Genomic DNA, 20,160 nt, shown 5'->3' on the forward strand with positions numbered 1-20,160 from the left:
AAGCTATTCCTTTCTCTCTTTCTTAAATATGGAAAAACGACTAGTGAAAACGATCGTTTAAATCTTGCGTTTTTAAAACAAGAAAAAGAATATTTGAGAGAAAGAAAACTTTTTAGGAAGATTGAAGCGTATCCTTCCCATTTGCAATAAGATAAAATAAAAAAAAATCAACAAAAAGTTGTATGTATCGAAAAAAAAACAGACCTTTACAAACGACTAAAAGAAATGATCGTTTCGATTAGTCGTTTATGAAAAAACATTTAGACCATAATATTCGGAGATTTTTTGAATTCAGGAATGTTATTGTATATGAAAAGATCATTTTTCTGTTAGATTGTGGTTTTTAATTGATTTATACCTTAAATTCTAATGTTGTATGAGTAATGTAGTATTTTGGAGACAGGTGTTTCTAGGAGCCTCTTTATTCCTTTGTGGCGTAAGTCCAGCCATGGCCGCAGAAACAGGCGATTTAACACCAGATGTAAGGAGGAATGCCTTACAACAAGATGGACGTAGAGTCACTTGCACTATTTCGGACAAAGCAGGACCAATTGTTGGAGCGAATGTTCTTGTAAAGGGAACAACTATCGGGAATATTTCCGATATGGACGGACGGGTTATACTTGAAGGTGTACCGGATAATGCCATATTGGTAATATCTTACATTGGCTATGTAACTCAAGAAATTTCCCTGAAAAATAGCCAGAACAATGCCAAAATTAAATTAGTGGAAGACACACAAGCCTTGGATGAGGTGGTTGTTGTCGGTTATGGTACTCAAGCGAAAAAAGACATTACGGGGTCTGTCGCTGTCGTGTCTACGGAGGAATTGAAGGAAACTCCGGTAGCGACATTCTCCGAGGCCTTGCAAGGAAAGGCTTCCGGCGTGTATATCTCGAATTCTGGAGGTCCCAGTGGTGAGACAACTATTCGTATCCGTGGTGTCGGTTCATTGAATGGTTCGGACCCGTTGATCGTTGTGGATGGTGTCTCGAACGTAGATATCGATGCGGTTAACCCGAATGATATAGAGTCGTTGCAAGTTTTGAAAGATGCTTCTGCTACCGCTATATATGGTGCGCAAGGTGCGAATGGCGTAATTATCATCACGACTAAGCAAGGAACCAAGAGCGGCCGGGTACGCGTGTCTTACGATGGCTATTTCGGTGTGGCGAAAATGGCAAATAGCGGGTATGATTTGTTGAATGGATGGGAAGCGATGGAATGGCAGGCGCAAGGTATGAGAAATTTACGGGATTACCGCGGGCAAACTCCTGCCGCTCATCCTCAATTCGGCTCGTTGAATGATAAAGATGAATTGACGATGCCCTATGCCATTAAACCGTCTGGTTTGTCGAGAGATCAGGTAATCTCCCAATTTGGCAGTATAGACGCATGGGTGGCTTCGTATAAGCCGGATGGCAGTAGCTCTTGGTCTCGTTCCGCTTACTATCAGATGCTGGAGGATGGTTATTCGGAAGCTGAGGCTAGGGAAGGAACGAATTGGTATGATATGGTGACACGCACAGGTAAGGTGCAAGATCATCAGGTCTCTTTACTAGGAGGTGGAGAAAAAGGAACATATTCTGCATCTTTAGGTTATACGAACCGGGAGGGAACGATTATCTCCTCTTTTTTCAAACGCTATTCTTTGCGCGCTAATTCTACATATAATGCGAATAAATACTTTACGATAGGTCAGAATTCTAATGTCGCCGTAATGGAAATGGGAGGTGAGCGTGGTCGTCAGGGAGATGATAACGTATTCGCCCAGACATATACGATTCAGCCATGGGTACCTGTTTATAACGTAGGTGGTGATTATGCGGGTTCGCAAGCTTCGGAAGGTGGACGTGCGAATACGGCTTACCAGACTGCTATGAACCAGCAGGACGATTGGACTCGTTTCATGCGATTGCAGAGTGCTGCGTTTGCGGAGTTGAAACCAATCAAGGGGTTAAGTCTTCGTACGCAGTTCAGTGTCCGCTTGATGGGTATGTGGAGCCAGGCGTTAAGTGAGAAAACGATCGCTACTAATAAGGAGGGGCAATCTCAAAATTATTTGGAGGAAAATGCGAACTGGAGGTTGGATTATCAGTGGACCAATACGGCAACTTATAAGACCAAATTCAACGATGATCATGACGTGACATTTATGATCGGTACGGAAGCCATGAAATTTGGTGTCGGACGAAGTATGAAAGCCATTCGTTATGATTATATCTTCGAGAATAATCCTAATACATGGATATTGAATAACGGTTCGTCCGATAATATGAAGAATGAGGGAAAAATGTTTGACAAAAGTACGATGTTTGGCATGTTTTTCCGTGGCGATTATTCCTACAAAGGTAAATATTTAGCTACCGTTACGGTACGTCGGGACGCTTCTTCTCGCTTTGGTGAGGATAATCGTTGGGGAACTTTCCCTTCTGTTTCTTTAGGTTGGCGTATGTCGGATGAGTTCTTCATGGAAAAAACACGTTCGTGGCTGGACGATTTAAAGGTTCGTTTGGGGTATGGTACAACTGGCAACTCCAATATTGGCGCCTATAATTATGCGTTTCAATATGCGACCGGGAATGATTATTTATATGGAATTACGGGGGCAGACTCTGGTGCGTCTCCGGGCTATGCGATCTCTAACCTGGGAGATGTGAATGCCAAGTGGGAAACAACCAAGATGTTTAATGTCGGTTTAGACGTAACCGCTTTGAATAATCGTTTGACTGGAAGTTTAGACTATTACATCAAAAAGACTTCCGATTTGTTGGTAGACGCAAACTGGTCCGCTTTAGCCGGTAACGCGACAAAGCCAAAGATCAATATCGGCGATATGCAGAATAAAGGACTTGATTTCAGTGTAGGTTGGAGAGACAAGGTGGGTGATTTTAGCTACTCGGTAAACGCTAATATTTCGACCTATCGAAATAAGGTGACCAAACTAGGCTCCTCGGATCTGTTTACGAATACGCGTTTGAGTAAAGTGAACATTACTACGGTAGGCCAACCGGTCGCGATGTTTTATGGTTATCAGGTAGATGGAATTTATACAAGCGAACAAGATGTATTGAACTATAAGACTGCGGATGGTAAAACGATCTTGCCGTATGCCGTGGCAGACGAGGCCAGTTTGAATCCCCAATCATGGGTAGGGCGTTATAAAATTCGCGACGTGAACGGAGATGGGAAGATTGGAGCGGAAGACCGCACGATTATCGGTAACCCTCACCCGGACTTCACGGGAGGCGTGAATCTCAGTCTCGGTTGGAAAGGGTTCGATTTAAGTACCTTCCTCTATTTCTCTGTGGGTAATGATTTGTATAAACATTATCAATATTATACACACTTCGGGGCGTTACAGAGTAACTTCTCTAAAGACCGTGTGGATAATTCTTGGGATCCCGTCACGAATCCGGATGGAATCTATCCATTGTGGGCTGGTACGTCTAATGAAGGTACAGAGGCGGCCAACGAGTCTAATTCTACTTATATTGAGGACGGCTCATACTTGCGTATGCAGACATTGACACTCGGTTATACGTTGCCGAAGAGTATCTTGAATAAGATCAAATTTGAGAAGATCCGTATTTACGGCCAAGTATCGAATGTATTTACATTGACGGGTTATTCAGGCTTAGACCCGGAGGTCCGTAGCAATAATGGAGATAACAGTAATGATATGATGAAAGGTATCGACTATGGTTCTTATGGCATGCCACGCCAGTTCATTTTAGGCGTGAATATTTCTTTCTAGAAAGGAATTTCGATAAAGGGTATTGATAACGATTAAAAAAAACAGTATGAAAAGACTATTTATATATTCAATATTAGTGGTGTCTTCGCTGGGAACGATGAGTTCTTGCTCGGACTTTTTGGATGTGAAACCGGTAGGTGCGGTAAGTGAAGAAGAGTTACTGAATCAGGAAGGCATAAATTATGCGATTACGGGAATGTATTCGTCTATGCTTACGCAGGAGTATTTTGCGGCTCCTTTGACCAATTATGCCTATGGCGACGTACTGGGTGGAAGCGCTAATAAAGGATCTACGTTTACAGACCAGTCTGATTTCACGAATCTGGAGACGTATGCGATCACTACGGACAACGGATATTTGAATACAAAGTGGAAAGTGGTTTACGAAGGAGTCTACCGTGCGAACAACGTGATTAATATGATTGAGAAAATCAAAGACGAGCTTTCCTCGGTAAAGGGTGTGTCGAAAGACTTTTATACCGAAGCGATCGCTCAAGCCCGGTTCTTCCGAGGATTCTGGCATTTTGAGGGGATGAAGTTGTTCGGGGCCGCTATCCCTTACGTAGGTAGCGAGGAATTCGTTAGTGATGTGAACCCGAAAGTCTCCAATGTGGATGAGTCTGGTAACTATATTTACATTTGGGATAAGGTCGCCGAGGATCTACAATTCGCTTATGACAATTTGCCGGACGTTTGGTCGAGCGATAAAGGACGTGTCAATAAATGGGCGGCTGCCGCTTTCTTGGCGAAACTGAGATTGTATCAATCCTCTCCCTATAACGGAACGAATGGTACTTCCGATCATTGGGCAGATGCGAGGGCTTTATTGGAGACTATTATCGCGAATGGACAAGATAATAATGGCACGAAATATGACTTGGCGGATACTTATGAGGAACTGTTTACGGCTGGTAGCGCCGATTGGAGCGGTGAATCCGTGTTCGATATACAACGGACTATCTCCGGTTCTCAGGTAATCACAAACTCTATCGAAGGTTCATGGCATACGGCTCCTCCGGGGGGTATGGGTACGTCCGGTTGGGGATTCTACCAGCCTTCCTATGAATTGGTGAACTCGCATATCGTAAACGAGAGCGGTTTGCCGTATCTGGATAGGTCATATCAAGATAAACCAACATTGACAACTTTGACGGATAATATCCCGCATACGGATTTGGAGGTTTATACCGATCCCCGCCTGGATATCAGTACCGGTCGTTTCGAGGTTCCCTATTGGGACTGGGCGGTTCCTTCTATATTGGATGGCTGGGTACGTGATATTGCGAATGGCGGTCCTTATATGAATAAGAAACGGCAACCGAAAAAGGCCGATAAAGGAGGTACGAGCGTTTCGACGGAGACGAGTTCTACGGCCAAGAATTATCATTTGATCCGTTATGCGGATGTCTTGCTTTGGTATGCGGAAGTTTTAATCCACGATGGAAATTATAAGGAGGCCGGAAATTATATAAACCGGGTACGTGCTCGTGCGGCTAACTCGTATGTGAAAGGAGTTGACGCTGCCACGATGTTGCCGACTTCTACCTCTTATGTCTTAGATGATAAAGTGAACGGGAAAGTAGATTCGAACGCCGCCGCTAATTACCGTGTAGGTCTATATCCGGATTCACAATTCAACAGCAAAGAGGGGGCTTGGGCTGCTTTACGTTTCGAGCGTAAATTGGAGTTGGCGATGGAGGGGCATCGTTGGTATGACTTGGCTCGTTGGGGTATAGTGTACGACGAGATAAGTAATTATATCGCTTACGAGAAAAAGTATCTCGGAAAGTTTGCCAACAGCGTCTATAACGCTAAATGGGTGACTCTGCCGATCCCGAACGATCAGATCGTGACTATGGAAGGCGTTTTGGTCCAGAATGAGAATTGGAAATAAATCAGGGGTTAATAATCTATATCGGCCGGGCATCTCGCATGCCTGGCCGTTTTTAGTTTTAAGCAAACCATTTCATGTTTTTTGAAGGCTTTCGTATATTTGCGGCGTGAAGTCAACAACCCGGAGGATTTCGATGTTTTTAGGTAAACAAGGAGAAACATGATGAGACTAGTGTATATTTATCATAGCGGATTCGTAGTGGAGGCAGAAGGCTTCTCGATCTTGATCGATTATTTCAAGGATACGAACGCAGATCCGGCAAATGGATTTGTATGCGGGGAGTTATTAAAGCGTCCGGGTACGTTGTACGTATTGGCGTCGCATTTCCATCCGGATCATTTTAATCCGGACGTGTTGAAATGGAAAGAGGAGAAAAAGGATATCAAATATGTTTTCTCCAAGGATATTCTGAAGCGCCGCCGTGCGAAAGCCGAGGATGCCTTTTACATGAAGAAAGGAGATATCTACCAAGATGAACATTTAACGATTAGGGCATTCGGATCAACCGATGTAGGTATCTCTTTTTTGATCGAGGCGCAAGGAAAACGGATCTTTCATGCCGGAGACTTGAATAATTGGCATTGGAAAGATGAGTCTACGCCGCGGGAAGTAGCGGAGGCAGAAGGAAATTATCTGAAAGAACTGGATATGATAGCGAGATATACGCAGGCGATGGATGTTGCCATGTTTCCGGTAGACCCTCGTTTAGGGACCGATTTTATGCGAGGCGCCCAGCAATTTGTCGATCGGATAAAGACCGGTATCTTTGTTCCGATGCATTTTTGGGAACGTCCGGCGGAAGTCATGGCTTTTGCCCCGTATGCCGAATCGAAAGGTTGCCGGTATGTCGTTCTGTCCGTACCGGGTGAAGGCACCGATATATGACATATATTAATGTATAGGTTTTTAAAAACATATAAAATTATTTAGGTATGGAAATTAAAGGCAGATTTGACCATTTCAATATTAATGTGTTGGATTTGGAGAAAAGTATCGCTTTTTATAATAAAGCGTTAGGATTGAAAGAACATCATCGTAAAGTAGCGGAAGACGGTTCTTTTATCTTGGTTTATTTAACGGATGAGCAGACCGGTTTCTTGTTGGAACTGACTTGGCTGCGCGACCGGAAAGAACCTTATGAACTAGGAGATAATGAGAGCCATCTCTGTTTCCGGGTAGCTGGCGACTATGACGAGGCGCACGAATACCACAAGGAAATGGGAGCGGTTTGTTTCGAGAATACCGAGATGGGATTATATTTTATTAATGATCCGGATGACTATTGGATCGAGATATTACCGTTGCGATAATTCCCTATTATTATAGAACAATGTTGCTTAACATAAGTTTTTGGAAAAAGAAGATAAAATGACAGGAATCTGTAAAATTTTCTTCAAATCGTATTGCAACTTGTGTTAAACCTCTTATATTTGCTACCCAGAAAGAAGAAAATCATTATTAATCCTAAATATAAAATCATGGAGAAGCCTTATGTAGTAGGTATCGATATAGGTGGTACCAACACTGTTTTTGGGGTAGTTGACGCAAGAGGAACAATCTTGTATAGTGGATCAATTAAGACGGGTAAATATGCGGACATTAATGACTATGTCGCAGAACTGGCTAAAGGATTGAAATCTGTTATTGATCAGGCCGGTGGTCCGGACAAGATAAAAGGTGTGGGTGTAGGTGCTCCGAACGGAAACTTTTTCAACGGATGTATCGAATTCGCCCCGAATTTGCCTTGGAAAGGTAAAATTCCTTTGGCTCAATTGATCAGTGAACAGATCGATGGTATTCCTGTTGCTTTAACAAACGACGCCAACGCTGCCGCTATCGGTGAGATGACTTATGGAGCCGCTCGCGGTATGAAAGATTTTATCGTGATCACTTTGGGTACCGGCGTAGGTAGCGGTATCGTAATCGGTGGTAACTTAGTATACGGACACGACGGTTTCGCGGGTGAGTTAGGACACGTTATCATGCGTCGTAACAACGGCCGTCAATGCGGTTGCGGTCGCCAGGGATGTTTGGAGGCTTATGCCTCGGCTACCGGCGTAGCTCGCACGGCTCGTGAGTATCTGGAGATCCGTAAGGACGAGAGCGTCCTTCGTGATCTGGATCCGGATGAGATCACTTCAAAAGACGTATACGATGCGGCTATGAAGAATGACAAGATCGCTCTTGAGATTTTCGAGGCTACCGGTTCTATGCTGGGAGAGGCTTTTGCCGATTTCGTCGCGTTCTCTAGTCCGGAGGCTATCATTTTGTTTGGTGGTCTTACGAAAGCGGGCGATTTGATCATGAATCCGATTAAGCGTGCGATGGAGAAGAATATGTTGAAAGTATACGCAGGTAAGACTAAATTATTATTCTCTCAATTAAAAGAGAGCGACGCTGCCGTTTTAGGAGCAAGTGCTTTGGGTTGGGAAGTAAGAGATCAAAGCGCAGGTCTGGAAGTCTGATCCTGTTTTCCGTGAATTACGAGAGAAATAGAAGTATAATAAGGCAAGCCGCATCTGTTAAGGTGCGGCTTGTTGTTTTTTAATCGAATTATAATCATAGTGTATGAGACATCCGTTCTATCAGTTTCAGTTTTGCCCGGTTTGTGGGGCAAAGTCTTTTGTGGAGCATAATGAGAAGGCGAAAAAATGCTTGGTATGTGGTTTTGTCTATTATTTCAATCCGTCGTCGGCCGTCGCTTGTTTTATAAAAGACGCGAGAGGAAATCTGTTGCTGGTACGTCGTGGGAAAGAGCCGGCTAAAGGTACGCTGGATTTGCCCGGAGGCTTTGTGGATATGTTTGAGTCGGGAGAGGAGGCCGCTTGTCGGGAAGTAAGGGAAGAGACGGGATTGCGAATCCAAGATTGCCGTTATTTGTTTTCCCTGCCTAATTTGTATATGTATTCCGGCTTTGAGGTACATACGCTAGACATGTTTTACGAGTGTCTGGTGGATAACTTCAACAACGTACATGCGGAAGACGATGCCGCCGAGATCGTGATCCTCCGTCCGGAGGATATGAATCCGGCAGATTTCGGACTCCATTCCATACAGCGAGCCATCCCTTTGTATAAACAATCTTATCTTATATAATAGAATATTGATTATTAACATATTGCGGTTCTCCTCAATTTCTTGTGCGGGAAACTGTGGTTTCTTGCTATGGAAACTACAGTTTCTTCTAATAGAAACTATAGTTTCCTCTAGGGAAAACTGGTACGTTTTCCGGGTGAGGCAAAGGGAAGCTTATGGAATGGCGTTACACTTGGAGCGGTAAATCCGTAAATCTTGTGATATATTAATTATAACTTACCTTCTGTTTGGCGCATATTCCTTATATTTGCGATTTAGAACGAATAGGCACTGATGTAAGTGCCTGTATTAAAAAGCAAATGAGTGATGAAAAGAATACTTATTCCGCTGTGTCTGGTAGTAGGCAGCCACATGGCAAGCGGGCAAAGATCGTATCAGTTTGATGCGCCAAACCGTTTGTTTGTCGAGGGCAAGGAGTTGTTTAGTTTGAAGAATTATTCAGGTTGCATCGATAAATTGGAAGCGTATAAACAACATTCCACGGATGCCGACTTGATTCAGGAAGCCGATTATATGCTGGTCTACTCCGCTTATGAGCAAGGCCGTCCCAATGCCGTAGAGTTATTGAAAGATTACCTGGATGTGTACCCTGATTCCCGCCATGCGGACGAGGTGAGCTTCTTGATCGGTTCGGCCCATTTCGGGAAGGAGGAATATCAAAAAGCGATCTTCTGGTTTAATGAGTCGGATATCGATATGCTGAGCCTGGAGCAACAGGAAACCTATTGTTTTCGTCTGGCATACTCCTTGTTGCAAACCGGGGATATGGATAAGGCCCGTGGTTATTTCGCTCGGATCGAGCAAATCGGGACGAAATACCGGGAAGCCTCTACCTATTATGTCGCTTATATCGATTACGCGACCGGTAAATACAACAACGCTTTGGTGGAATTTACCCGCTTGAAAGATTTACCCGATTATAGGAAACAATCTTTATACTATATCACGCAAATTTATTTTATCCAGAATAAATACGAGAAAGTAGTCAGCGAAGGCCGGGAATTGCTTGCCTCTTATCCGGATAGCGAGAACAATGGCGAGGTATACCGTGTCATGGGTAACGCTTTCTATCATCTGGGAAATGAGGAGCAGGCAATCAAGATGTTGAGTAAATATGTATCCTCCACGAATGATCCGTTGAGAGGAGATTTATATATCTTGGGTGTATGCTATTACAACAGTGGCAACTACAGTAGCGCCGTGAACGCCTTGGGACAAACGGTTCGTGAGAACGACGCCCTTTCGCAGAATGCTTATCTGTATCTGGGGCAAAGCTATTTGCGACTGAAAGATAAAAATAACGCTCGTATGGCCTTCGAGTCTGCCGCTACTTCATCTTTCGACAAGCAAGTGAAGGAGGCGGCTATGTATAATTATGCGCTATTGATCCACGAGACAGCTTTCACCGGCTTTGGCGAGTCGGTGACGATCTTCGAGGATTTCCTGAATGATTTCCCGAATTCCAAATATGCCGATAAGGTAAACGATTATCTGGTAGAGGTTTATCTGACTACCAAGAATTATCAAGCGGCTTTAAACTCTATCGAGAAGATCAAGCATCCGAGCACGAAGATACTGGAGGCGAAGCAAGATATCTTGTTCCAGTTAGGAACACAAGCGTTCACGAATATGGAATTAGACAAGGCGGTCGATCTTTTCAGCCGCTCGATCTCGTTGGGCGCTTATAACCTGGAATCTCGCAACGACGCTTATTTCTGGCGCGGTGAGTCTTACTATCGACAAGGAGAATATAACCAGGCGATTTCCGATTATCGCACTTATTTGAATAATACCCGCAGGCGCGATACGGATATGTATGCTTTGGCGCATTATAACTTAGGTTACAGTTACTTCAAGTTGAAAGACTATAGCGAGGCGTTGAATCGTTTCCGTCAATACGTGAATCTGGAGAGCAATCAGCAGACTCCGGCGTATGCGGACGCTTATAATCGTATCGGCGATTGCTTGTTCCACAACCGCCAGTTCGCTATGGCGGAAGAGAATTATACCCGGGCGGCGCAATTGCAACCATCTGCCGGAGATTATTCGGTATATCAGAAAGGCTTCCTGCTGGGATTGCAGAAAGATTATAAGGGAAAGATCAGCGTGATGGATCGTCTGATCCGTGAGTTCCCTGAATCGCAATATGTAGACGATGCCTTGTTCGAGAAGGGACGTTCTTATGTGTTGCTGGACAACAACCAAGCGGCCGCGACAACTTTTGAACAGTTGGTACGCGATTTCCCGCAAAGCAGTCTGGCCCGTAAAGCCGGCGTACAGCTAGGTTTGATTTATTTCAACGACAACCAACCGGAGAAAGCTGCCGAGGCTTATAAGGCGGTGATTAGTAACTATCCGGGTAGCGAGGAAGCAAAAGTGGCCTTGCAAGACTTGAAGTCCGTGTATATCGAGCTGAACGATATCAACTCGTTCGCCGCTTATGCGAACTCATTGGGTGGAAATATCCGCTTCGAGGTAAGCGAGCAGGATTCCTTGACCTATCTGGCGGCCGAGAAGTTATTTATGCGAGGCGATAATGAGGGGGCTCGTCGTAGTTTGACGAATTATTTGCAAACATTCCCGCAGGGAGCGTTTAGCTCGAACGCCAATTTCTATTTGGCAAGTATCGCTTTCGCCAAGAATGAATATGAGGAGGCGAAACGTTTGTATTCGTTGGTATTGGAAAGCGGTGATACGAAATTCAAGGAAGAGTCTTGGGCCCGTAAAGCCGAGATCGAGTATCTGGATAAGGATTACACCGCCGCTATGGAAAGTTTCAAGCGTTTGCTGGCGGTAGCGGAAAACCCGGAGAATAAAGAGGCCGCTAAGTTGGGCCTGATGCGTTGCGCCGAATTGACCGGGCAACCGCAAGAGGCTTTGCTTGCCGCCAACGATCTGTTGAAGGAACCGAAACTGTCTCCCGAGATCATGTCCGAGGCCCGTTATGTGCGTGCGAAGGCTTATATCAGCTTGGAGCAGGAGAATAAGGCGTTGGCCGACTTGAAAGAGATTAGCAAGGATACCCGTACGGTGCATGGGGCAGAGGCTAAATATCTGTTGGCTCAATTGTATTATGATAATAAGGATGACAAGAACGCCGAGACAGTCTTGATGAACTTCATCGAGAATGGTACGCCTCACCAATATTGGTTGGCGAGGGGATTTATCTTGTTGGCTGATATTTATATCCGCCAGGGCGATGATTTCCAGGCTCGTCAATATCTGACCAGTTTGCAAAACAACTATAAGGGCGATGACGAGATCGCCGCGATGATCGAAGACAGATTGGGTAAACTAAAGAAATAAAAGAAAGCGATGAAGACTATATATAATGTAAAGGCGTTGTGTGTGGTAGCTTTGCTGGGTTCGGCTGCTGCCGCGAGCGCGCAAGAGGATGTCACGAAAGAAAAGAACCTGAACCGAGAGATGACGCTTGAGCGGGAGTATGATCCTTCCGTACAGGATGCCAGCAAGGTAAATACGCTTCCCGTGGTAAAAGAACCGGAGGTGCGTAAGATCCCGATCGATTACTCGGACTATACGATCGCCGCTGATCCGCGGAAGGAGATCAGCTTGTTGCCTTCCGGAAATATCATGACGCAAATGGATTACAACAAGCGTCGGGGATATTTCAATTTTGGTATCGGCACGTATCTGAATATGAACGGAGACGTGGGCTATCATATCTTGAGTACCGAGAAGAATCAGTTGAATGTTTGGTATTCGCATCGTTCCACGAATGGGAACGTGAAGTATATCCAATTGGACGACGAGAAGGTAAAGGCGAAGCTCAACGATAATCTGGGGGGTATCAACTTCAGGCATGTTTTTGATAAGACGGTGTTTAGTATTGGCGCGAAGTATGGTTATTCTGCGTTTAATTACTACGGGTTGCCTATTGACGTGACATCAACCGCGAACGTGGGGTTATTAGATAGAGCGGATCGGGAAACCAACCAAGTGAACCAGACGATAGCCGCCAATATCGGATTTGAGTCGAAGGAAGATGCCGCATTCGGGTACTTGCTGGATTTGGGTTATATAAATTTCTCTCATAAATACGGATTGGGTAAACCTGCGGATGGTCCTACGGAACATACCTTCGACGCTAAGTTTGACTTGAACGCCGGTTTTAACGGTGATATGAAGATTGGTCTGGGTGGACAGGTTGAGTATTTTAATTATAGCCTGCCCGGAAAAAAGAAGACTTCGAAGGGAGACTATTATACCTATGAGTTTGAGAACCATGCGGAGGTAACCCTTTCTCCTTATTATAAAGTCGAGGGGGATAGCTGGAACCTGAAATTGGGTGCCAACGTGATGCTGGTGACCGGCGATGACAGTAAGTTCATGGCCTCGCCTAATATAGCGGCAGATATAGAGGTCGCGGATAAGACTTTGCTCTATTTAAATGCTGGCGGTAAGTTATATTCCAATAGCATGTATGAGACCTCTTTGGTGAACCGTTATGTAAACCCGACGGAAGAGATCGCTCCGTCTCGTAATTGGTTGGACGCGATTCTGGGTATTAAGAGCGGCGTGGCTCCGGGATTTTGGTTCGATGTGTTCGCCGGTTATAAGATAACCAGTAGCGATGTGCTTTTCTTGCCGTCGAGAGTTTATAATAGGGATCATTTCGGGAATTTCTGTGAGGCGATGTATGATATCGATACGAAACAGCTTTTTATTGGCGCTAACTTGAAATATAGTTATCAACAGTTGTTTGATATCTCTTTGAAGGGAGTCTATAATAATTGGAAAGCGAACTTCGGTGATACCTGGATCGGAGGGAAGGTTAATGGAGAGCTGGAACATGCTTGGGGCAAACCGGAGATGGAGGTGACTGCGGGCTTGACGGTCCGTCCGGTAAAGAACCTCTCCGTTTTATTGGATTATTATCTGGCTACCGGACGTTATACCCAATTGGATGGTGCCGGAGAATATAAGATGAACAACATCAATGAGTTGAACCTGACTGGTACTTATACTTTCAATGATACCTTCGGTGTTTATGCCAAACTGAATAATATCCTTTGCCAGAAGTACGAGGTATATTATGGTTACCCTTTGCAGAGCTTTAGCGCGATGATCGGAGTGAATATCAATTTTTAATATGCGAACGGAAGGATGAGCGACATAAATATCAAACAACTGGAAAGCCTTCGCTGGAGGATACGGGTGATCGAGACGCTGACCGTAATCGGGACGGCGTGGATCGCCTTGGCGGTTTACCAGAGGAAGGAAGAACTGGTCTATTATTTGGTGGGAGCCGTAGTCCTTCTATTCCTGTTAAAGTATTATACGCAATTTTGTTTGCGGAAAAGGCAGTTTGTGTCTAATCTCGTTGAGCAGCGTACAATGGAGTTGCGTTTTCAGCGAGACGCGATGCAAGCGGAATCGGAGAAACTGTCTCGGGCGCTTTCTGCCTTGGCAGACGCTCAAGACGAGCTGGTTCGCAAAGAACGTCTGGCCTCGATCGGCCAATTGACAAAAGGGCTGGTAGACCGCATCTTGAATCCGTTGAACTACATCAACAACTTCGCCCATTTGTCTACCTCCTTGGCGAAAGACATCAAGCAGAATATCGACGAGGATGAAAAGACCGGTAAGCACGATAATTATAATGATACGCAAGAGTTGTTGGTGCTTTTGACGGGTAATCTGGATAAGATTGCCAAGCATGGCGATAATACGGTGCGGATCGTGAAAGCGATGGAGGAATTGCTGAGAGATCATTCCGTGAATCGTACTTGCGTGGATATCAATGATCTGTGTAAGGTCAATCTGGATATATTGCGGAAGAATTACGCGAAGGAGATCGAGAGGAATCGAGTAAATATATCATTCTCGGGGCTTTCCGTACCGCTGACGATCGAGGTGAATATCGATCAGATGGGGAAAGCGTTGCTACAGATATTGGATAATAGTATATACGCGGTCTTGAAAAAAGCGGGAGAGCCGGGTTATCAGCCTTCTGTCTCGTTGGTATTGCGTATTCAGGCAGATAAGTTGCAAGTGGTGATTCGAGATAATGGTGTTGGCATAGAAGAAACGATAAAGTCAAAGGTATTTTCTCCTTTCTTTACAACCAAGCCGACAGCGGAGGCGGCGGGCACAGGACTTTACCTCAGCCGTGAAGTTGTGTTGAACCATAAAGGGACGATCGCTATCGAGTCGGAGAAAGATAAATATACGGAAGTTACGGTTACGTTGCCTATTTATAGCTAGGAAAGGAGGTCTTCATGATACAGGATTTACATATCGAGATCGATAAACTAAAGAGCCGGATCAAGCTATGCGAGCGGGTAACGTTGGCTAGCTTGGTGGGTATCTGTGTATCTGTGAAGTTCGGTCATAATGAATGGATCTGGTTGATCTGCCTTATCTTGATCTGCCAGATAGGTAAATTCATTTTTAAGCGGAAGCTGAGGCAAAAGGAGTATTTGGTAAAAGAGGTAGAGGAACGCACGCAGGAGATCCGTTCGGAGAAAGACGCGATCCAAGAGGAGTCCGAGAAGTTGGCGGCAGCCTTGAAAGCCTTGGGCGAGGCGCAAGACGAGCTGGTCCGTAAGGAACGGATGGCTACCATAGGACAGTTGACTCAAGGTTTGGTAGACCGTATCTTGAATCCGCTGAATTATATCAATAACTTCGCTAATCTGACATCGGGCTTGGCCAAGGATCTCCGGGAAAATCTGGATAGCCAGAAAGAGAACCTGAAACCGGAGGTATACGATGACTCCGTGGATTTGCTGAATATGATGACCGGTAATTTGGAGAAGATCTCCGAGCATGGTTTCAATACGGTGCGTATCGTTAAGGCGATGGAGGAATTGCTGAAAGACCGGAGGGGTAATCTTACGCTTACCAATATCAACGGATTATGCCGGGTCGCCTTGGATAAATTGAAGAAGACCTATGAGCAGGATATCCGGGAGAAAAATATCCGGATTATTTTCGATAACCTGACGTTGTCTTTGATGATGGAAGTGAACGTGGAGCAATTCAGCAAGGTCTTGACCGGGATGTTGAAGAATTCCATGTATGCCTTGTTGAAGAAATCAGAAACCGTGACTTTTAGCCCGGAGATTTTCCTTGGCTTGAAAGTCAATAAGGATATGCTGGAAATAACGATCCGTGATAACGGGTCTGGTATCGACGAGAATATAAAAGACAAGATATTCGCTCCTTTCTTCACGACGAAGACTACCGGGGAAGCGGCTGGTGTAGGGCTTTACCTATGCCGTGAGATTGTGCAGAACCATCGGGGAACTATCGAGGTGGAGAGTAAGAAAGGGGAATATACCAAGTTTCTAATTACTATCCCGGTGTATCAACCGAAAACGGTTACACCGCCTAAAGAGGAGGAATAGATATGGAAGACCAGAGTAAGGAAATAGAACGGCTGCGTTTGCAAGTGAAGAACTTAGAGAAATTATCTTCTTTAGGTATGTTGAGTGCCGGGATCGCGCATGAGATTCAGAATCCGCTCAACTTTGTCATCAATTTCAGTAAATTGTCTTCTAAGCTCGTAGATGATTTGGAGGATATATTGGAAGAAGAGAAAGATGTCTTACCGCCGGAATCTTGGGAGAAACTTACCGCTCTTCACGAAGAGTTTAGCGAGATCGTGGGCGATTTACATGCTAACTTGAAAAAGATCGAGGAGCATGGTAACCGGGCGACAAGCATCATCCGGGGGATCTTGCTTTATTCCAGAGGAAAGGACGACGAGTATATCCCTACGGATGTCAAGAATCTGGTGAAGGAATACGTTTGGTTGGCTTACCATTCGATGCGAGCGAACTATAAAGGTTTCAATATCGCGATCCGGGAGAATTACGAGGAGGGACTTCCGGCGTTGAAGGTGATCCCGCAAGATTTGAGTCGTGCGGTATTGAATGTCATGAATAACGCTTGCTATGCGGTCTATAGTAAATCCAAGCTCTCGCCGATCGGATATGAACCGGTTATATCCGTGGATTTACGGAGGGAGGGGGATCATCTAAGATTAAGTATCGAGGATAACGGCATCGGTATGCCGGAGAGTATACGGGAACAGATATTCTCCGCTTTTTTTACCACCAAACCAGTAGGGGAGGGAACAGGTTTAGGGCTGTCTATTACCCGGACTATTATAGAGGAGAAACATGACGGGAAGATAAAAGTGGAATCGAAAGAAGGCGAGTTTACCCGTTTCATATTCCTTATTCCATTAACGAAATAAATAGAAGAATTATGGCTATCAAGATATTAAGTGTAGACGACGAACAGGATCTGGAGGCGTTGCTAACCCAATATTTCCGCAGGAAGATCCGTAAGGGAGAGTATGAGTTCTCTTTTGCCCATAATGGTTTGGAAGCGTTGAAGATGATGTTAGACCATCCGGACTTTGATATCATATTGAGCGATATTAATATGCCGGAGATGGATGGCCTGACTTTGTTGACGAAGATCAACGAGATGCGTAACCCTGCCTTGAAATGTATCATCGTATCGGCTTATGGGGATATGGAGAATATTCGTACCGCCATGAACCATGGGGCTTTCGATTTTGCCACCAAGCCGATTGATATGGAAGATTTGGAACGTACGATCGAGAAGGCGGTCGAGCAAATCTCTTTTATCAAGGAAGCCCAGAAAGAACATCATCAGTTGGAGGAGATCCAGTACGACTTGAATGTGGCGCGCGAGATACAGCAGTCGATCTTGCCCAAGCAGTTCCCCCCGTTCCCGCAATATAAACAATTCGATCTCTATGCGACCATGAGCGCCGCTAAATCAGTGGGAGGCGATTTCTATGATTTCTTCCTGGTAGATGATAATCATCTGGGATTTACGATCGCGGATGTGTCGGACAAAGGGATTCCTGCCGCTATTTTTATGGCGATTAGCCGTACGGTAATCCGTGCCACGGCACTCAGGCAGCTTTCCCCGGCGGTTTGCATGAAGGAATCGAATGATTTGTTGTGTCGTGAGAGTGTCAACGGGATGTTTGTCACTACTTTTTATGCGATCCTGAATATCCATACCGGCGATGTGGTTTATTGCAATGGAGGACATAACCGTCCGGTTTGGATCCGTAAGAACGATAAGGTTTCTCTTTTGCCGATGACCGGCGATATGGCTTTAGGGGTCGTGCCGGGATTAATCTATAAAGAGCAATCCTTGAGGTTGGAGGCGGGCGATAGCTTGTTCCTTTATACGGATGGGATCAGCGAGGCGATGAACCCGAGAAACGAGCAATATGGGGACATCCGTTTGGTAGAGGCATGTTGCTCCGTAAGAGGCCAATCCCCGTGGTCTATGATTGAGGGGATATCCGAGTCTGTCCGGTCTTTCGTAGACGGGGCGACGCAGAGTGATGATATCACGATGTTGGCACTGACTTATAAAGGGTAAGACCATAAGCTGGAAGATCTATCGATCTTCCAGCCATGCAAGGTTGAACTTGTAATATAGACGGCTGCTTACCAGATGGATCATATGATCCGGGCTTTGAGTGGCAGCCATATAACCTCTTGGTTCCGCGTGCGTTTTGTCCATCTCGAAGAATTGAGTCCATGCGCCGCCATTTAGGAATCGATGAACACCATCCGTCATTAATTTTTTTACGGGCCAAGTTTTCCCTTCATCATAAGAAAGAGCCGCATATAACCCGAAACCTCGGTATGAGTTCCCATCTTTATCAGGGAAGATAAGGCCTCGTTCGTTTTCCGGTGTCCTTAACGGGTGGTCGGTGAATGAGATTAATAACAAAGGCCCCTCCTGCAATCGTAATAAAACCAATCTTTGGCCTCCGTCGATCGGAGGAAGCTCTGAGGCGAAATAAGTCCATGTCTTACCCCAATCCTTGGATATGCTCATGGGCATGCGGAGTTGCCCTTCTTTATTCTTGATACTATTTCCACGTCCCAGTGCCATAAGGCTTCCATCTTTCAACTGGACGATTCCGGCATGGATTCCGGCGATCGTACTTCCGGTACCCCCTTCCTTAAAATCGGGTAAAGGCGCTCCGTCCCAAGGATCTATCCAAGTCTTGCCATGATCCTTGCTGATGTGGATCGCCGCACCGTCATGGCTACCCGGACCGGCGTCACAGGCTTGGATAAACCAACCTTCGCGGGTCTGGATGGTTCCGGCGATAACCTGGTGGCGTTTGGTGTGCTCCGGCGCTATGATCTTGGGGGCAGACCAGGTTTGTCCGTTGTCCGTACTGGTACGCTGTACCATGATTAGGTTTTGCCAGTCTCCGGCGGCTTCTACGCCGTTGATGTGATAGAGGGTTCCGGCACCGTCGTTGAAAAGAGCTAATCCTGTCATATTGCGATCGGGGACTTTAAAGAACAAAGAGGCTTTTTCCCATTCGTCGCTTCCTGCCCGTAGGCGGGAGGCAAGGACTACCATCCCGCGGCCATTCTCCTCGTCGGCAGAGAACCAACTTGCCAATAGATCTCCGTTGTCGCACCAAGTGATGGCTGGTTGGTGGTTATGTTTGAAGAAAGGTTCGTTGGAGGAGCAATCCGGAGGTATCACATAAACGCGGGGTGGTATAAACAAGGGACTATTTTCAGCGTCTCGCCAGTGGAATTTCTCTTGTTTCACATTGGTGGCGTTTAAATGAGATGCTTTATTGAGGTATGAAGGTTCCGGTGGATAATCAGCTTGTACGACACGAAAACCGGTTAAGGCATGCTTATCTTCCGGTATCATGGCCATACGGTTTCCACTTCTTAGGTATTTCTCTGGTGTATTGTGGCTACCTCCCCGAGTCACTCGGAAGTCTCCGTTCTTATATCCGCAAGGGTCTGTTTGATCTTCCTGCCTGTAGGGGCCGTACCAATCCAAGCACCATTCTTCCACATTTCCATGCATATCGTATAATCCGAAAGCATTGGCTGGAGTTTGCCCTACTTTTAAAGAAACGGGTGCGTAATTGCGTACATTTTTTTGATTTTTGTGATAGTCTCCGGGCAGGCCGTCACCCGTATGAAAAGCGTAATAGGTACCGGCCCTGCAAGCATATTCCCATTCGGCCTCGGTTGGAAGCCGGTAAGTTTTTCCCTCTTTTTGGCTGAGCCATTCACAGAAAGCGATCGCATCATGGTAACTGACGTAGACCACGGCTTCATCATCTTCTTTAGATAAGCCGTTTTTACCCCGCAAGGCCTTGTGCTCGGGTCGGAATAATTCGAATTGAGCGTTGGTTACCTCTGTTTGTCCCATCCGGAATGGCTGGGTAAAAGTTACCTTATGTACCGGGGCCTCGTCGGAATCTTCTCCGAGCCCTTCCCCGCCCATGTAAAAACTTCCCGCTGGTATATCGACCAAAGGGATAGTGGGGTGTTGCGCGTATATTCCGCAAAAACAGGCGCTAGTCAAAACTGAAATAAATAGAAACCTTCTCATATAG

Annotated in this window: 13 protein-coding genes; 12 read left to right on the forward strand and 1 reads right to left on the reverse strand. The window is 45.5% G+C overall.

All coding sequences use genetic code 11. The features are described from left to right. Positions 1-376: 376 nt before the first annotated feature. The 12 genes from Q0110_RS12735 to Q0110_RS12790 all read left to right on the forward strand — a co-directional run bounded on the left by Q0110_RS12735 (position 377) and on the right by Q0110_RS12790 (position 18,149). Positions 377-3,757 carry a TonB-dependent receptor gene (locus Q0110_RS12735; protein WP_297906864.1) on the forward strand — a complete coding sequence of 1,127 codons (3,381 nt, stop codon included), beginning with the start codon at positions 377-379 and terminating at the stop codon, positions 3,755-3,757. A 46-nt stretch (positions 3,758-3,803) separates the two neighbouring features. Beyond that, positions 3,804-5,651: a RagB/SusD family nutrient uptake outer membrane protein gene (locus Q0110_RS12740; RefSeq protein ID WP_297906867.1), complete on the forward strand. Its 1,848-nt coding sequence runs from the start codon at positions 3,804-3,806 to the stop codon at positions 5,649-5,651. A 162-nt stretch (positions 5,652-5,813) separates the two neighbouring features. Continuing rightward, positions 5,814-6,536: an MBL fold metallo-hydrolase gene (locus tag Q0110_RS12745; protein ID WP_297907007.1), complete on the forward strand. Its 723-nt coding sequence runs from the start codon at positions 5,814-5,816 to the stop codon at positions 6,534-6,536. A gap of 47 nt (positions 6,537-6,583) precedes the next feature. Beyond that, positions 6,584-6,961 carry a VOC family protein gene (locus Q0110_RS12750; protein WP_297906870.1) on the forward strand — a complete coding sequence of 126 codons (378 nt, stop codon included), beginning with the start codon at positions 6,584-6,586 and terminating at the stop codon, positions 6,959-6,961. A gap of 168 nt (positions 6,962-7,129) precedes the next feature. Beyond that, positions 7,130-8,116: an ROK family protein gene (locus tag Q0110_RS12755; RefSeq protein ID WP_297906872.1), complete on the forward strand. Its 987-nt coding sequence runs from the start codon at positions 7,130-7,132 to the stop codon at positions 8,114-8,116. Positions 8,117-8,219: 103 nt separating this feature from the next. After that, the gene (locus Q0110_RS12760; RefSeq protein WP_297906875.1) at positions 8,220-8,747 is read left to right on the forward strand and encodes an NUDIX domain-containing protein; all 528 of its coding nucleotides are present in this window, start codon (positions 8,220-8,222) and stop codon (positions 8,745-8,747) included. Between the two features lie 306 nt (positions 8,748-9,053). After that, a complete protein-coding gene (locus tag Q0110_RS12765; RefSeq protein WP_297906878.1) occupies positions 9,054-12,053 on the forward strand; it encodes a tetratricopeptide repeat protein in 3,000 nt (999 codons plus the stop codon). A 9-nt stretch (positions 12,054-12,062) separates the two neighbouring features. Then, entirely contained in the window at positions 12,063-13,859 is a 1,797-nt protein-coding gene (locus tag Q0110_RS12770) for a TonB-dependent receptor (RefSeq protein ID WP_297906881.1), read from the forward strand. A 15-nt stretch (positions 13,860-13,874) separates the two neighbouring features. Then, positions 13,875-14,975 carry a HAMP domain-containing sensor histidine kinase gene (locus Q0110_RS12775; RefSeq protein WP_297906884.1) on the forward strand — a complete coding sequence of 367 codons (1,101 nt, stop codon included), beginning with the start codon at positions 13,875-13,877 and terminating at the stop codon, positions 14,973-14,975. A gap of 14 nt (positions 14,976-14,989) precedes the next feature. Continuing rightward, positions 14,990-16,120 carry a HAMP domain-containing sensor histidine kinase gene (locus Q0110_RS12780; RefSeq protein ID WP_297906887.1) on the forward strand — a complete coding sequence of 377 codons (1,131 nt, stop codon included), beginning with the start codon at positions 14,990-14,992 and terminating at the stop codon, positions 16,118-16,120. 2 nt (positions 16,121-16,122) lie between these two features. After that, positions 16,123-16,974 (forward strand): ATP-binding protein, encoded by an 852-nt coding sequence (locus Q0110_RS12785; protein ID WP_297906890.1) that lies wholly within the window; start codon positions 16,123-16,125, stop codon positions 16,972-16,974. An 11-nt stretch (positions 16,975-16,985) separates the two neighbouring features. Then, the gene (locus Q0110_RS12790) at positions 16,986-18,149 is read left to right on the forward strand and encodes a SpoIIE family protein phosphatase (protein WP_297906893.1); all 1,164 of its coding nucleotides are present in this window, start codon (positions 16,986-16,988) and stop codon (positions 18,147-18,149) included. Between the two features lie 18 nt (positions 18,150-18,167). Here the strand turns inward: Q0110_RS12790 and Q0110_RS12795 are convergent, their stop codons facing one another. After that, positions 18,168-20,156: an SUMF1/EgtB/PvdO family nonheme iron enzyme gene (locus tag Q0110_RS12795; RefSeq protein WP_297906896.1), complete on the reverse strand. Its 1,989-nt coding sequence runs from the start codon at positions 20,154-20,156 to the stop codon at positions 18,168-18,170. Between the last annotated feature and the right edge of the window lie 4 nt (positions 20,157-20,160).

Origin of the sequence: uncultured Parabacteroides sp. (genome assembly GCF_947855115.1) — a bacterium.
Lineage (GTDB): Bacteria > Bacteroidota > Bacteroidia > Bacteroidales > Tannerellaceae > Parabacteroides.

What these genes read in the sequence shown, in the direction of transcription:
- Q0110_RS12775 (WP_297906884.1), top strand. Translation starts at nt 13,875, where the DNA reads ATGAGCGACATAAATATCAAACAACTGGAAAGCCTTCGCTGGAGGATA.
- Q0110_RS12780 (WP_297906887.1), top strand. Translation starts at nt 14,990, where the DNA reads ATGATACAGGATTTACATATCGAGATCGATAAACTAAAGAGCCGGATC.
- Q0110_RS12735 (WP_297906864.1), top strand. Translation starts at nt 377, where the DNA reads ATGAGTAATGTAGTATTTTGGAGACAGGTGTTTCTAGGAGCCTCTTTA.
- Q0110_RS12795 (WP_297906896.1), bottom strand. Translation starts at nt 20,156, where the DNA reads ATGAGAAGGTTTCTATTTATTTCAGTTTTGACTAGCGCCTGTTTTTGC.
- Q0110_RS12740 (WP_297906867.1), top strand. Translation starts at nt 3,804, where the DNA reads ATGAAAAGACTATTTATATATTCAATATTAGTGGTGTCTTCGCTGGGA.
- Q0110_RS12750 (WP_297906870.1), top strand. Translation starts at nt 6,584, where the DNA reads ATGGAAATTAAAGGCAGATTTGACCATTTCAATATTAATGTGTTGGAT.
- Q0110_RS12755 (WP_297906872.1), top strand. Translation starts at nt 7,130, where the DNA reads ATGGAGAAGCCTTATGTAGTAGGTATCGATATAGGTGGTACCAACACT.
- Q0110_RS12760 (WP_297906875.1), top strand. Translation starts at nt 8,220, where the DNA reads ATGAGACATCCGTTCTATCAGTTTCAGTTTTGCCCGGTTTGTGGGGCA.
- Q0110_RS12785 (WP_297906890.1), top strand. Translation starts at nt 16,123, where the DNA reads ATGGAAGACCAGAGTAAGGAAATAGAACGGCTGCGTTTGCAAGTGAAG.
- Q0110_RS12745 (WP_297907007.1), top strand. Translation starts at nt 5,814, where the DNA reads ATGAGACTAGTGTATATTTATCATAGCGGATTCGTAGTGGAGGCAGAA.
- Q0110_RS12790 (WP_297906893.1), top strand. Translation starts at nt 16,986, where the DNA reads ATGGCTATCAAGATATTAAGTGTAGACGACGAACAGGATCTGGAGGCG.
- Q0110_RS12770 (WP_297906881.1), top strand. Translation starts at nt 12,063, where the DNA reads ATGAAGACTATATATAATGTAAAGGCGTTGTGTGTGGTAGCTTTGCTG.
- Q0110_RS12765 (WP_297906878.1), top strand. Translation starts at nt 9,054, where the DNA reads ATGAAAAGAATACTTATTCCGCTGTGTCTGGTAGTAGGCAGCCACATG.